This is a genomic window from Delftia sp. WSY_10 (assembly GCF_043104705.1).
GTDB classification, from domain to species: Bacteria; Pseudomonadota; Gammaproteobacteria; order Burkholderiales; family Burkholderiaceae_C; genus Comamonas; species Comamonas tsuruhatensis.
This window is the reverse complement of sequence record NZ_JBICKY010000012.1, coordinates 216,736-230,918: the sequence shown is the minus strand read 5'-3', so window position 1 is coordinate 230,918 and position 14,183 is coordinate 216,736. Positions and strand designations below refer to the sequence as shown.

Genomic DNA, 14,183 nt, shown 5'->3' with positions numbered 1-14,183 from the left:
CGCGGCTGCTGTTCTGCGTTGCCCGTCAGGACGACGTCTCCGACGACATGCTGGATACCTTGGCCACGGCCGCTGCCGTGTCGCCGGCGTTGGGCGGCGCGGCCGGGCTGCTGGCGGACATGCGCGTGACCAGCACCTGGTCGATGCGGTAGCTGTCCACGTCCATGACCTCGAAACGGTAGCCGCCCCATTGCACGGTGTCGGTGCGCCTGGGAATGCGGCGCAGCATCACCATGAGGAAGCCGCCCAGGGTCTCGTAGTCCTCGGCGTGGGGCAGCTCGTCGAGTTCCAGGGCCTGCATCACATCCTCGACCGGCGTGACGCCGTCGATCAGCCAAGAGTTCTCGTCGCGGCGCAGGATCTGCTCCTCGTCGCCCGGGCTGACCAGGCCGCCCATCACCGTGCTCATCACGTCATTGAGCGTGACCACGCCGACCACCAGGCTGTATTCGTTGACGATGACGGCAAAGTCCTCATGCACCTGGCGAAACTGCTCCAGCACCTCGGCCAGCGTCAGGCGGTCCGGCACGACCAGCACCTTGTGGACCAGGGAGTCGTCCATGAGCGACAGGGGCTGGTTGTTCAGCGCGCGCTGGAAAAGGTCCTTGGCATCGACATAGCCGACGATGTGGTCGATGTCGCCATCGCAGACGGGGTAGGTGGAAAAAGGTTCTTCGGCAATGCGGACCCGGATCAGTTCGTCGGGGTCGTCACGGTGGAAGTAGGCGATGCGGTCGCGCTGCGTCATGGCCGAGCCGATGGTGCGCGAGTCCAGCTCGAACAGGTTGGCGATCACCTGCTGCTCCTTCGCGGCCAGCACGCCGGCGCGCGCGCCAGCTTCGGTCATGGCCAGGATGTCTTCGTGCGTGATGCGGTCGTCGCGCACCGTGGGCAGGCCTAAGAGCTTGGCAACGGCGTCCGCCAGGTGGTTGAAGCACCAGACCAGGGGCTTGAGCACGGCCATGCACCAGAGCATGGGGCGCAGCACGCGGATGGCCAGGGCTTCGGGCTCGGCCATGCTCAGGCGCTTGGGCAGCAGGTCGGCAAAGAGGATGAACAGCGAGGTGACGGTGGCGAACGAGAGCAGAAAGCCCACGGTCTGTGCCCGGCTCTCGGGCAGCCAGAGCATGAGCAATTCGGCCAGATAGGGCGTCAATGCCCCTTCGCCCACCACGCCGCCCAGGATGGCGACGGCATTCAGCCCAATCTGCGTGACCGTGAAGTACTCGCCCGGCTGGGCCTGCATCTTCATGACCTGTTCGGCGCGTGGCTCCCCGTCCTCCGCCATCTGCCGAAGCCGCAGGCGCCGCGAGGCGGCCAGCGAGATCTCGGCCACGGAGAAGAAGGCACTGGTCAGTATCAGTGCGACGATCAACAGCAGACTTTGGGACAGACTCATAGGCAAGGCGGAGAAGCGGGCGCAGGCGCGGTTTTCCGGATGTGAAAGATGTGTCCATTCGACCACACATCACATGCCCCTGGCCTTGTGGCATGCCCGGGCAGTGCGCTGGCAGTCCGGCACGGGCGAAAAAAAGCCACCCGAAGGTGGCTTGATTCTGCGCAGCAGCGGGCGCAGGCGGGTTGCTGCGCGCGAGTCGCAAGCCTACGAACTCAGGCCTTGGGTGCCAGCAGCTGCTGCAACTCGCCGGATTCGTACATCTCCATCATGATGTCCGAGCCGCCGATGAACTCGCCCTGCACGTAGAGCTGGGGGATCGTGGGCCAGTTGCTGTAGTCCTTGATGCCCTGGCGGATTTCCTGGTCCTCGAGCACGTTGACGGTGGAGATGTCCTTGGTCTCCACGCCGCAGGCCTTGAGAATCTGGATGGCGCGGCCCGAGAAACCGCACATGGGAAAGCTGGCGCTGCCCTTCATGAACAGCAGGATGTTGTTGCTTTTGACCAGTTGGTCGATGCGTTGCTGGGTGTCGCTCATCTGTGTGGTGCTCCGGGGTCGTGGTGGGCGCCGCAGGCGCGGCGGCATGGATGGGATTATTTCACTCTCGGCGCGGACTTTGAAAGCATGCGGGAATGCTGCGCCCGGACCCGAGCTCAGGCTTGCGCTGTCCATTGCCCGCCCGTGCAGCGGGCGATGCCGCCCAGGTCGTGGCGGTGTTGCACGCTCTCAAAGCCGGCGCTGCGCAGCAGGGTGGCCACGGCATCGGCCTGGTCCCAGCCATGCTCGAGCAGCAGCCAGCCGCCGCTGGCCAGCAGCGCAGGCGCCTGCGCGACGATGGCGCGGATGTCGGACAGGCCATCGGCGCCGCTGGCCAGAGCCGACAGCGGCTCATGCTCCAACGCCAGCAAGTGCGGATCGTCGTCGCGGATATAGGGCGGATTGCTGACGATGAGGTTGAACGGCGCCTGGCCTGCCAGCGGCTCCAGCCAGCTGCCATGCGCAAACCGCACGCCCAGCTGCAGGCGCGTGGCATTGGCGCTGGCCACGGCCAGCGCGTCGGCACTGGCATCCACGGCCCACACGGTGGCGCCGGGACGCTGGCTCTGCAGGGCCAGGGCAATCGCTCCGCTGCCGGTGCCCAGATCCGCCACACGGCATGCGGGGCCGCTCGGGGCCTGGGCGGGTATCAGCTCCAGCGCCCAGTCCACCAGGGTTTCGGTATCGGGGCGAGGGTCGAGCACGCGTGCGTCCACGGCCAGATCCAGCCCGTAGAACTCCTTGTGGCCCACCAGGTAGGCGACGGGCTCCCCGCTCAGTCGGCGTGTGCACAGCGCGGCATAGACGCCGGCCTGGGGCGCGGTCAGCGCGTCCCCGTCGTGGGTGAGCAGCCAGGCGCGGCCGCCGGCCTGGCGTCCGAGCACATGCAGCAGCAGCATTTGCGCGTCGATGCGCGCAAGCCCCTGGGCCTGGGAGTGCTGCAGAGCCTCTTTGATGGTGGGTAGGTTGGCCATGGCCCGCGCCTCAGCTGTTGACCTGCAGCTCGGCCAGCAGTTCGGCCTCGCGTGCGGCCTGCAGCGCGTCGAGCACGTCGCCCAGGTCGCCTTCCATCACGGCCAGCAGCTTGTAGATGGTGAGGTTGATGCGGTGGTCGGTGAGCCGGCCCTGGGGGAAGTTGTAGGTGCGGATGCGGTCGCTGCGGTCGCCGCTGCCGATCAGGCCCTTGCGCAGCGCGGCCTCCTTGGCCTCGCGCTCGCTGCGCTCTTTTTCCTGCAGGCGCGCCTGCAGCACCTGCAGGGCCTTGGCCTTGTTGCTGTGCTGGCTGCGGCCGTCCTGGCACTCGGCGACGATGCCCGTGGGCAGGTGGACCACGCGCACGGCCGAGTCGGTCTTGTTGATGTGCTGGCCTCCGGCGCCGCTGGCACGGAAGGTGTCGATGCGCAGGTCGGCCGGGTTGAGCGTGATGGCCTGGGTTTCGTCGGGCTCGGGCATGACGGCCACGGTGCAGGCACTGGTGTGGATGCGGCCCTGGGTCTCGGTGGCAGGCACGCGCTGCACGCGGTGGCCGCCGGATTCGAAGCGCAGGCGGCCATAGACGTCGGTGCCTTCCACGCGCAGCACCACTTCCTTGTAGCCGCCCAGCTCGCTTTCGTTGGCGCTCATGATCTCGACCTTCCAGCCCACGGCGTCGCAGTGGCGCGTGTACATGCGTGCCAGATCGCCTGCGAACAGGGCAGATTCATCGCCGCCCGTGCCCGCGCGGATTTCCAGGTAGGCGTTGCGCGCGTCGTCGGGGTCCTTGGGCAGGAGCAGGCGCTGCAGTTCATCTTCCAGCTGCACCAGTTCGATCTCTGCGCCGGAGATTTCCTCGCGCGCCATTTCCTCCATGTCGGGATCATCCAGCATGTCCCTGGCAGAGGCCAGATCGGCCTCGCGCTGGCGGTAGCGTGCATAGCGGCCGGCAATGGCCGTCACATCGGCATGCTCGCGCGAGATGGCACGGTACTGCTTCATGTCGCCCATGATGTCTTCGCGCGAGAGCAGGAAGTCGAGTTCTTCAAGGCGCTGGGCGTAGCGCTCCAGTTGTTGGCGCAGAAAGTCTTGCATGGTGTGAGGCGATGGTGCGAAGGGCTGCGCGGGGCAGCGCTGCGGCGGGGGAACGAGGTGGCCGGAAGTGGGCCGAGGCGCCAGAGACCCGCGGGCGCGCGGCTCTCTGAAGGGGGCGAGCGCCGCTAGAGCGCCTTGTCGGGAGTCGTGCCGCGCGGACCGCCTGGCGCGGAGCGCAGGAACAGGCGCGAGACCGTGTCCATGGTCTGGGTGCGCTGGTCGGCGTCACCCTTGTGCAGCTCGGCCAGGGTGCCGTGCAGCATTTTCTGCGTGAGGCCGCGCGACAGGGCCTCCAGCACGGTGTCTATGTCCTCGCCCTTGGCCAGCAGCTTCTTGGCCCGTGCAATCTCCAGCGCACGCCATTCGTCGGTCTGGGTGTTGAGCTGCCGGATCAGCGGCACCACGCCGGCCTGCGGGCGGCGCTGGTCCAGCCAGTGCATGAAGCTTTGCACGCCGTGGTCGATGATGACTTCGGCCTGCTCGACCGCCGCCTGGCGCTGGGCCTGGCCCGTGCGCACCACGGTGGCCAGATCGTCCACGGTGTAGAGGTAGACGTCGCGCAGGTCCTTGACCTCGGATTCGATATCGCGCGGCACGGCCAGATCGACCATGAACATGGGGCGGTGCTTGCGCTTCTTGAGCGCGCTTTCCACGGCGCCCAGGCCGATGATGGGCAGGCTGGAGGCCGTGCAACTGATCACGGCATCGTATTCATGCAGATGCTCGGGCAAGTCGGCCAGCCGCATGGTGCCGGCGCCAAACTGGGCGGCCAGCTTTTCGCCGCGCTCCAGCGTGCGGTTGGCGATCATGATCTGCTTGGGGTGGCGGGCCGCGAAGTGGGTGGAGACCAGCTCGATCATCTCGCCCGCGCCCACGAACAGCACGCGGATCTGGGAGAGGTCTTCGAACAGCTGGCCTGCCAGCCGCACGGCGGCAGCGGCCATGCTGATGCTGTGGGCACCGATTTCGGTGGAGCTGCGCACTTCCTTGGCCACCGCGAAGCTGCGCTGGAACAACTGGTTCAGCGTGCTGCCCAGGGCGCCTGCGTTCTCTGCGGCGCGCACGGCATTCTTCATCTGCCCCAGGATCTGGGCCTCGCCCAGCACCATGGAATCGAGCCCGCTGGCCACGCGGAAGGCATGGCGCGCCACATGGCCGTCTTCCAGCAGATAGGAGTGCGAGCGCAGCAGTTCGGACGAGATGCCGCCGCTGTTGGCCAGCCAGTGCAGCGTATGGTCCATGGCCGGCATTTCGGCCGCGCAGTAGATCTCGGTACGGTTGCAGGTGGAGAGAATGGCGGTCTCGACGGCGCTGTGCTGGCGGCCCGGGCCGGTCAGCGATTCGCGCAGACCCTGCAGCGTGGGCACGATCTGGTCGAGCGCGAACGCGAAACGTCCCCGCATATCGAGCGGAGCCGTGTGGTGGTTGATGCCGAGTGCCCAGACTGCCATAACCCGGGATTATAAAATTTCGCGCAGTTTCAGGCATCCCTGATCACAACACCCTGGAATCGGAGCCCGCAGATGGGATGGATTGCGAGTACGAATCATTGGCTGAACTTCCTGGCGCCTGCACTTTTCCTGTCGCCGGCCCTGATGTTGTGCGCGCTTTTGATCTATGGGAAATCGCAGCAATCCATGGCCTGGTGGTCACAGGTTGCTATCAATTTCATTGTTGGTGCACTGGTGCTGCTGGCGGGGCTGTGGTGGTTCGGGCGCGATGCAAAGATGGCCACCTATGCTGCGCTGGTCGTGGTGATGGCGCTTTGCCAGTGGGTGTTTTCACGCGGCTGGCGCTGATGGCTGACAGCAAAGATTGATGCAGATCAACGGAAGAGGGCGTTTCTCCTGGCGATCAGGGGCCTGAGACTGCGGCTGGAGGCACGGCGCCCGGCGCGGCCTGCTCCAGCAGCCATTCGCGGAACTGCGCAAAGGCTTCGGAAGGTGCCCGCGTGGCGGGACGGCACAGAAAGTAGCCGCGTTCGATGTGGACGGGCGCAGGCAAGGCAAGGGCCACGCGGCCGGCGGCCAGGTCTTCCTCCACCAGGCAGCGCTGCACCAGGGCCACGCCCATGCCGGCGGCCACGGCCTGTACCAGCAGGGCCACCAGCTCGAAGTCGGCTGCCGGTGCGGGGCAGGGTCCGGGCAGGTTCAGATGGGACATCCAGCGGGCCCAGTTGCCCGGATAGTTGGTGTGGAACAGCAGCGGGCGTGCTAGCACGTCCCGGGGGCTGCGGATGGGCCGCGGGCCCTGCAGTTCTCTCGGATGGCAGATGGGCACCAGATCGCGGCCCACCACATAGTCGGCCACCACATGGGCGGGCCAGGGCTCGCTGCCCACGCGCAGCCAGCCGTCTATCTCGGCGGCCGACAGCGGATCGTCGCGCCGATAGGGCGCGAACGACAGGGCGATGCCCGGATGCAGGGCGTTGAAGTGCGGCAGGCGCGGAATCAGCCAATGGCTGAACAGCGTGGGCACCACCGACAGGCGCAGTTGCGGGCCGAAGTGGCGCCTGCGTGCGGCCGCGGATGCCGATTCGATGGCGTGTACGGCGGGCTCCACGGCCTGCAGGTATTCGCGGCCGGCTTCGGTCAGCACGCTGCGCCGGCCCTGGCGCTCGAACAGCGCAAAGCCCAAGTGCTCTTCCAGCCGGGCGATGGCGCGGCTGATGCCGCCCTGGGTGACATACAGCTCCCGGGCCGCCAGCGAGTAGCTGCCCAGGCGCGCGGCCGCCGCGAAGGCGTGCAGCTCGGAAAGCGAGGGGGAGTGCATGCGCATGACGGGCGCAATTATGACGGTTGGTCATGGTTGCTTGCCGTCTTGTCTCTTTTCGCGCGTGCGGCGGCTGTCCAGAATCAGCGCCTGTTCCGCAGAGCCCGTGCTTTGCCGCCACCCCCAACCAAGATAGGAAACATCCCATGGCAATGCGCCGCACCCTGTTGTCCAGCCTGGCCGCCTGCGCCGCCACCGCTCTTCTGGCTCCCGCCGCCTGGGCCCAGGGCCCGGCGGCCGACTATCCCAGCCGTCCGATCCGCCTGGTCGTGCCGTTCGGAGCCGGTGGCTCCACCGACATGGTGGCGCGCCTGCTGGCCGAGAAGATGAGCGTGATCCTCGGCAAGTCCGTGGTGGTGGACAACCGCGGCGGGGCCGGCGGCTCCATCGGCGCTTCCGAAATCGCGCGTGCCGCGCCGGACGGCTACACCATCGGCATGGCCACCGTGAGCACGCACGGCTCCAACCCGGCGATCTTCCGCAAGCTGCCCTATGACCCGATCAAGGACTTCGCGCCCATCACCAATGTGATGTCGGTGCCCAGCGTATTCGTGGTCAACGCCAGCGTGCCCGCCAAGACCATGAAGGAGTTCATCGCCCTGGCCAAGGCCAATCCGGGCAAGTACAGCTTTGCCTCGCCGGGCACGGGTTCGCTGGGCCACGCCAATATCGAGAACTTCATGAACCTGGCGGGCATCGACCTGCTGCACATCCCCTACAAGGGCGCGGGCCAGGCCATCACCGACGCGCTGGGCGGCCAGGTCAACGCCATGACGGACAACCTGCCCTCCACGCTGCCCCACATCAAGGACGGCAAGCTGCGCCCGCTGGCCGTGCTGGCCTTCAAGCGCGCCGACGTGCTGCCCGACGTGCCCACGTACACCGAGCTGGGCTTTGCGCAGATGGGCGATGGCGGCTGGTTCGGCCTGGTTGCGCCGGCCGGCACGCCGCGCCCCATCATCGACAAGCTCAATGCCGCCGCGCACAAGGCCATGGCCATGCCTGACTACCTGGAAAAGCAAAAATCCATCTCGGGCGAGTCCATGGGCAACACGCCCGAGGAATTCGCCAAGCAGATCAAGGCCGCCATCGAGCGCTACACGGCCGTGGCCAAGCGCGCCAACATCAAGCTCGACTGATGGACCGCATGGCACAGTCGGATTTCCTGCGCCCCCGGCCGGACACCCCGGTCGTGGTGCATCCCGCAATGGGCGAGGCGCTGCCCATCGTCTGCGACTCGCCGCACAGCGGCACCTCCTATCCCGAGGATTTCGGCCATGCCGTGCCCATGTCCCTGCTGCGCCGTGGCGAGGACACGCATGTGGCCGCGCTCTGGGACCGGTGGCCCGCGCATGGCGCGACGCTGATCGAGGCCACCTTTCCGCGGACCTACATCGACCCCAACCGCAGCGAGGCCGACCTGGACCCGGCCCAGATCGACGGCCAGTGGCCCGTGCCCCTGGCGCCCAGCGTCAAGACGCGCCAGGGCCTGGGCCTGATCTGGCAGCGCATCAGCCGCGACGGCGTGGCAACGCCGCTGTATGACCGTCCGCGCACGGTGGCCGAGGTGGAGCACCGCATCGCGCGCTACTGGCGCCCCTACCATGCGGCGCTGGCGCAGGCCATCGGTGGCAGCGTGCAGCGCTTTGGCGGCGTCTGGCACCTGAACCTGCACTCCATGCCCAACGATGTCTACAAGCGCCTGGGCCGTACCGACGCGCCGCCGCTGGCCGACTTCGTGCTGGGCGACCGCGACGGCACGACCTGCGCGCCCGAGTTCATCCAGCTGGTGGGCGAGACGCTGGCGGGCTTTGGCTATAGCGTGGCCTACAACGAGCCCTACAAGGGCGTGGAGCTGATCGGGCGCATAGGCCAGCCGCACCTGGGCCGGCACAGCCTGCAGATCGAGATCCGCCGCCCGGTCTACATGGACGAGGACACGCGCGAGCCCAATGCGGGATTCGAGCCGCTGCGCGGCCATCTGCGTGAGCTGATGGCCGTGGTCGCGGCGCATGTGCGATCGGAAATGGCAAGGCGCGGCTAGGCCGGGCTGGCCGGATCACCGGGCATGGTCGGCGTGCCCGGCGTACCTGTCACCACGGGTGCCGCCACCGAGGTGGTGGCCGGTGGCGACAGGTACAGGCCTGCGCCCTTGAGCGAGGCCAGGATGCTGAACAGCACATCGCTGCGCACGCCACCCGCATTGCGCGGATTGCCGACGTAGCCGATGGCCAGGAAGGTCAGCGTGCCGTTGGCGATGCCTTCGAGCTGCACCAAAGGCTCGGGCGTGTCCAGGATGCCTTCATGCGCGCGAAAGGCTTCCAGGATCAGGGTGCGCATGCGCTCGGCATCGGTGTCCAGCGGTGCGGGAAGGCGCAGCAGCACCCGCCCGGGCGCGCCGGCCAGCGTCATGTTGCGCACGGTCTTGGTGATGAATTCCGAGTTGGGCACGATGACGGTGGAGCGGTCGCCAAGCTGGATCTCGGTCGCGCGCACGTTGACGCGGCGCACGTCGCCCTCGGTATCGCCCAGCACCACCCAGTCGCCCACCTTGACGGGCCGCTCGGCCAGCAGGATCAGGCCCGAGATGAAGTTCTGCACGATGGCCTGCAGGCCAAAGCCAATGCCCACCGACAGCGCGCTGGCCACCCAGGCGATGCGCTCCACGCTGATGCCCAGCCCCGCCAGCGCCACGGCCACCACGAAGATGCCGCCCACATAGCCCAGCAGCGTGGTGATGGAGCTGCGCATGCCAGGCTCCAGCGAGGTGTTGGGGAAGTAGCGGTCCGTCAACCAGCGCTTGATCACGCGGATCACGATCAGGCCCGTGACGATCACGGCGAATGCGGTGAACAGGGCCTGCGGCGCCATGGTGAAGTCGCCCACCTTGAGACTGTGGTTCACCGTGCTGCCGCGGCGGAACACCTCGTCCGGCCCCGTGCCCAGCGGGGCCAGCAGGGCGATCACCATGTAGAACAGCAGGGCCACGCGCAACAGTCCCGAGACCAGGACCGAGGCCTGGTCCAGCAGCCGCCCCTCGATGCCCAGGCCCTGGTTCAGCCGGGTGCCGAAGCTGCCCTTGGACGACAGAAGGGCCTCGCACAGATCGTCGCCCAGCTGGAACAGCAGGTAGGTGGTGGCAAAGACCACGCCGGTCCACACCATCTGGCGTGCCAGCGTGCCGGCCAGCGCCACATAGCCGGTCACGGCCAGTGCAATGGTGGCAATGCTGGCCACCGCCGCGCAGGCCACGAGCAGTCCCACCCACAAGGGCCGGGGCGGCGCGGGCTCCGCCTGGGCGCCGTCTTCCTGCGCCACTGGCGCCGGCGCGCGCAGATGCCGCAGGGCCAGCATGACCACGGCCGAAATCAGCAGGGCCGACAGGGCGTGCACCGTGACCTCGGCGGCCAGGCTGGCGCCGATGATGGCGTTGACCTCGGTCACCAGGCCGTTGATCGCGGCACCTGCCGCAATCCACCAGGGGTAGGGGCTGAGCCGCTCGGCCAGCTCGTCCGACACGCCGGGCAGGCGCCATGAGCTGCGCTTGCGCGACAGCAGGGTCTGGCCCAGCGACACCACGAAGGCGCCGAACAGCGTGACCTGCACGCTGGCCTTGGCCAGCGCGTCCAGCGATTCGCTGAAGCCATCGCCGGCCTTGAGCACGCTCCAGGCCAGCTGCGCCGCCAGGCCGATCAGCAGCGTGTTGATCACCACCGTGGCTGCCGCGCGCAGCGAGCGGCGCAGGCGGCCGCTGGGCAGGCGTGCGGGCGCGGCGCGCACCAGCAGGCGCTCGGCCAGCCAGGGGCCGAGCAGGGCGATCAGCAAGGCAGCGGCCAGGCTGGCGATAAAGCCGCCCCGGCGATCGGAGGCCAAGGTGGAGCTCACCGATTGGCGCAGCTCGCGCCCCAGCCCCTGCAGGCGCGCCGCGTCCAGGGGCGCGGCGGTGCTCAGATTGCGCCAGAAGGGGCGGCCCAGCGGTGAATCGGTGCGGGCCGTCAGCGCGGCCTGGAACTGTTCGCGGCGCTGGCGTATCAGCTCGTTGCCGCGCTGGTCGGCATCGACCGACACCAGCCGCGCGAGTTTGAGTTCGGAATCCACGGCACTGCGTTGCTTGGCCAGGCTGGCGCGCTGCTCGGCCACATCGGGCGCATCGGCGGGGGCGCCTTTTTCGGGCGCCGGTCCCAGGCCGGCCAGGCGCGAATCGATATCGGCCAGTTCCTCGGTGCGGCGGGCCGCCACCTGGTCGGCTGCCGTGCCAATGGCTGCAGCCTCGTCCAGCAGCTTGCGGCCGTCATCGTCCTCGGCCAGCTTGCGGGGAATGGCGTCCAGCTGCTTGCGCAGATCGTCTACGCTGGGCAGGGCGGGCCGGCCGTCTTCTGCGGTCGCGCCCGCGGCTGTGGCGCCGTCCTGGGCCAGGGCCGGGCCGGGTGCAGACAGGAGCAGCATCGCCAGAGCCATCAGCCAGATGGCCATGCATGGGCGAAGGGCCTGTGCCCACGTGGGGCGCTGCGGAAGAGGGCTGCAGGGCGGTGTCATGGACGCACATTGTGCGGCGGGCCGCTGCAGCGGTTGTTTCCAAAGGTCCGGCCCCGCCAGCCGGCAGCCGTCTCAGCGCGATGCGGGACTGAACATATCGACACGGTCGGTGATGACGCCGTCCGTGCCCAGGTCGATCAGGCGCTGTGCGGCCCATTCGTCGTTGACCGTGTAGCTGCTGCAGCGCAGGCCCGCGCCATGCACCTTGGCGACCAGGGCTGCATCCCACAGCGCGTGGTTGAGCACCATGGCTGCGCAGCCCAATTCCAGCGCGGTGCGCAGGTCGGCGTCGCCCGTGGCGTCTGCCAGCCTGTCCACCAGCAGGCCGCGCGGAATGTGGGGCGCCGTGTCGCGTGCGCCCTTGAGGGCATCGGTCTTGAACGAGGTGAACAGCGGCGGGACCCGGTCCTGGGGCCAGATGCGGTTCATCAGCTCGCCCGTGGCGCGGCCCGTGGCCTCTTCCTGGCCCGGCGTCGGCTTGATCTCCACATTCAGGAAAAAGTGGTTGGCCAGGCACCAGCGCGCCAGGGCTTCCAGCGTGGGCAGGGCTTCGCCCGCGTAGGCGCGCGAATGCCAGCTGCCGGCGTCGAGCTGGGCGATCTCGCCCATGGGCAGGTCACCGCCCGTGCCATGGCCGTTGGTGGTGCGCTCCAGCGTGGCGTCGTGCATCAGGAACAGCACGCCGTCGGCAGACAGCTTGGCATCGCACTCGAACATGCGATAGCCGTGCGCGGCGCCCAGGCGGAAAGCGGCCATGGTGTTTTCGGGCGCCAGCTTGCCGGCGCCACGGTGGGCCACCCACAGGGGGTAGGGCCAGGATTTCAGGTTCTCGGTCATGGCGAGTCCGTCAAAAGAAGGGAGCTTGGATGGAAAAAGAGAGCCTCTGGGGCTCTCTTGGAAAAGGTCGGAGAGCCGGCCTTCAGGGGATCAGATCCGCTTGCCGCTTTCTGCGTCGAACCAGTGCAGGCGACGCTCTTCGGAAGGACGCACGCGCATGGTCTCGCCGGACTTGGGGAAGGGCGCGCCTTCGTCGATGCGTACCGTCATCGTCTCGCCATTGAGCGAACCATAGACCAGGCGCTCGGCGCCCAGCATTTCCACGGTGTCCACCTTGATTTCCCAGCCGCCTTCGTTGACGACGACCAGGTGCTCGGGGCGGATGCCCAGGATGCGGCCGGCCGTGCCGCCGGGCGCGTTCTTGAGCAGGTTCATCGGGGGCGAGCCGATGAAGCTGGCCACGAAGGTGGAGGCAGGCGTGTGGTAGACCTCTTCGGGTGTGCCGAACTGCTCCATCACGCCGCCGTTCATGACGATCATGCGCTGGGCCAGGGTCATGGCCTCGACCTGGTCGTGGGTCACGAACAGGCTGGTGATGCCCAGCTCGGCGTGCAGCTTCTGGATTTCGATGCGGGTCTGGCCGCGCAGCTTGGCGTCCAGGTTGGACAGCGGTTCGTCGAACAGGAAGACCTTGGGCTGGCGCACGATGGCGCGGCCCATGGCCACGCGCTGGCGCTGGCCACCCGACAGCTGGCGCGGCTTGCGGTCCAGCAGGTGCGACAGCTCCAGGATCTTGGCGGCCTTGTCCACGCGGCGCTTGATCTCCTCGGGCGGCACCTTGGCGATCTTCAGGCCGTAGGCCATGTTCTCGTAGTTCGACATATGCGGGTACAGCGCATAGTTCTGGAACACCATGGCGATGTCGCGCTTGGCCGGTTCCACGTCGTTGACGACCTTGTCGCCGATCAGCAGCTGGCCGTCGGAGATCTCTTCCAGGCCCGCCACCATGCGCAGCAGGGTGGACTTGCCGCAGCCCGAAGGGCCGACGATGACGACGAACTCGCCGTCCTGGATTTCGGCGTTAACGCCGTGCAGTACCTGGTTGGCCGACGGGCCGTGGCCGTAGCGCTTGATCAGGTTGCGAAAGGAAATGGATGCCATACGAAGATTCTGGTTGAGTCGCAGAGCGAAGGGCGCTGGCGCTTGCTCTGCGGGGTTCTATACGGTGGGTGGGGGCGGTGGACGGCTTACTTTTCGGTGTCCACCAGGCCCTTGACGAACCAGCGCTGCATCAGGATCACCACGGCAGCGGGCGGCAGCATGGCCAGCAGGGCCGTCGCCATCACCACGTTCCAGTCGTTGCCGGTATCGCCGCTGGCCACCATGCGCTTGATGCCGATGACCACGGGGTACATGTCTTCCGAGGTGGTCACGAGCAGCGGCCACAGGTACTGGTTCCAGCCGTAGATGAACTGGATCACGAACAGCGCCGCGATCGAGGTCTTGGACAGAGGCACCAGCACATCCTTGAAGAAGCGCATGGGGCCGGCGCCATCGATGCGGGCGGCCTCCACCAGCTCGTCCGGCACCGTCAGGAAGAACTGGCGGAACAGGAAGGTGGCCGTGGCCGAGGCGATCAGCGGAATCGTCAGGCCGGCGTAGCTGTTGAGCATGCCCAGCGTGGAGACGACTTCGTAGGTGGGGCCGATGCGCACTTCCACGGGCAGCATCAGGGTCACGAAGATCAGCCAGAAGCAGATCTTCTTGAACGGGAAGCGGAAGTACACCAGTGCGAAGGCCGACAGCAGCGAGATCGCGATCTTGCCCACGGTGATCACCATGGCCGAGACGAAGCTGATCCACATCATGCGTGCCACGGGCGCGCTGGAGCCAGGGCCCGAGCCGCCGAACAGCGCGGCCTTGTAGGTTTCCCAGAAGTTGCTGCCGGGCACCAGGGGCATGGGCACCTGGATGATGTCCTGCGGCGTGTGCGTGGAGGCCACGAAGGCCAGGTACAGCGGAAAGCCGACGATCAACACGCCCAGCACCATGATCAGGTGCGAGAAAAAGGTCAGAAGAGGACTGCGTTCAACCAT

13 protein-coding genes are annotated in these 14,183 nt (G+C 67.5%); 3 read left to right on the top strand and 10 right to left on the bottom strand.

What is annotated here, in order from left to right; genetic code table 11:
* Positions 1 to 25: 25 nt before the first annotated feature.
* The 5 genes from ACF8ML_RS03165 to hemA form a co-directional block, all read right to left on the bottom strand.
* Positions 26 to 1,399 (bottom strand): hemolysin family protein, encoded by a 1,374-nt coding sequence (locus tag ACF8ML_RS03165; protein ID WP_016445655.1) that lies wholly within the window; start codon positions 1,397 to 1,399, stop codon positions 26 to 28.
* 212 nt (positions 1,400 to 1,611) lie between these two features.
* Complete coding sequence (gene grxD, locus ACF8ML_RS03160; protein WP_012207276.1) at positions 1,612 to 1,935, bottom strand: Grx4 family monothiol glutaredoxin; 324 nt, start codon at positions 1,933 to 1,935, stop codon at positions 1,612 to 1,614.
* A 116-nt stretch (positions 1,936 to 2,051) separates the two neighbouring features.
* The gene (gene prmC, locus ACF8ML_RS03155; RefSeq protein WP_016445656.1) at positions 2,052 to 2,909 is read right to left on the bottom strand and encodes a peptide chain release factor N(5)-glutamine methyltransferase; all 858 of its coding nucleotides are present in this window, start codon (positions 2,907 to 2,909) and stop codon (positions 2,052 to 2,054) included.
* A gap of 10 nt (positions 2,910 to 2,919) precedes the next feature.
* Positions 2,920 to 4,002, bottom strand: coding sequence for a peptide chain release factor 1 (prfA, locus tag ACF8ML_RS03150; RefSeq protein WP_016445657.1), 1,083 nt, complete (start codon positions 4,000 to 4,002; stop codon positions 2,920 to 2,922).
* 125 nt (positions 4,003 to 4,127) lie between these two features.
* Entirely contained in the window at positions 4,128 to 5,453 is a 1,326-nt protein-coding gene (hemA, locus tag ACF8ML_RS03145) for a glutamyl-tRNA reductase (RefSeq protein ID WP_017405531.1), read from the bottom strand.
* 72 nt (positions 5,454 to 5,525) lie between these two features.
* Here hemA and ACF8ML_RS03140 point away from each other — a divergent pair, with 72 nt between their 5' ends.
* Positions 5,526 to 5,801, top strand: a complete 276-nt coding sequence (locus ACF8ML_RS03140) for a hypothetical protein (protein ID WP_016445659.1) — start codon at positions 5,526 to 5,528, stop codon at positions 5,799 to 5,801.
* 55 nt (positions 5,802 to 5,856) lie between these two features.
* Here the strand turns inward: ACF8ML_RS03140 and ACF8ML_RS03135 are convergent, their stop codons facing one another.
* On the bottom strand, positions 5,857 to 6,780 hold the full coding sequence (locus ACF8ML_RS03135; protein WP_016445660.1) for a LysR substrate-binding domain-containing protein: 924 nt from the start codon (positions 6,778 to 6,780) through the stop codon (positions 5,857 to 5,859).
* 140 nt (positions 6,781 to 6,920) lie between these two features.
* On the opposite strand from ACF8ML_RS03135, the gene ACF8ML_RS03130 reads away from it, so the two are divergent.
* Positions 6,921 to 7,913 carry a tripartite tricarboxylate transporter substrate binding protein BugE gene (locus ACF8ML_RS03130; RefSeq protein ID WP_016445661.1) on the top strand — a complete coding sequence of 331 codons (993 nt, stop codon included), beginning with the start codon at positions 6,921 to 6,923 and terminating at the stop codon, positions 7,911 to 7,913.
* On the top strand, positions 7,913 to 8,818 hold the full coding sequence (locus ACF8ML_RS03125) for an N-formylglutamate amidohydrolase (protein WP_047326548.1): 906 nt from the start codon (positions 7,913 to 7,915) through the stop codon (positions 8,816 to 8,818). Before ACF8ML_RS03130 ends, ACF8ML_RS03125 begins: the two co-directional genes overlap by 1 nt.
* On the opposite strand, the gene ACF8ML_RS03120 is transcribed toward ACF8ML_RS03125, so the two are convergent.
* The 4 genes from ACF8ML_RS03120 to ugpE all read right to left on the bottom strand — a co-directional run bounded on the left by ACF8ML_RS03120 (position 8,815) and on the right by ugpE (position 14,183).
* On the bottom strand, positions 8,815 to 11,232 hold the full coding sequence (locus ACF8ML_RS03120; protein ID WP_047326752.1) for a DUF3772 domain-containing protein: 2,418 nt from the start codon (positions 11,230 to 11,232) through the stop codon (positions 8,815 to 8,817). The genes ACF8ML_RS03125 and ACF8ML_RS03120 overlap by 4 nt on opposite strands.
* A 150-nt stretch (positions 11,233 to 11,382) precedes the next feature.
* Positions 11,383 to 12,147, bottom strand: coding sequence for a glycerophosphodiester phosphodiesterase (ugpQ, locus tag ACF8ML_RS03115; RefSeq protein WP_047326549.1), 765 nt, complete (start codon positions 12,145 to 12,147; stop codon positions 11,383 to 11,385).
* A gap of 90 nt (positions 12,148 to 12,237) precedes the next feature.
* Positions 12,238 to 13,248, bottom strand: coding sequence for a sn-glycerol-3-phosphate ABC transporter ATP-binding protein UgpC (gene ugpC / locus ACF8ML_RS03110; RefSeq protein WP_016445665.1), 1,011 nt, complete (start codon positions 13,246 to 13,248; stop codon positions 12,238 to 12,240).
* Between the two features lie 86 nt (positions 13,249 to 13,334).
* Positions 13,335 to 14,183, bottom strand: coding sequence for a sn-glycerol-3-phosphate ABC transporter permease UgpE (gene ugpE / locus ACF8ML_RS03105; RefSeq protein ID WP_016445666.1), 849 nt, complete (start codon positions 14,181 to 14,183; stop codon positions 13,335 to 13,337).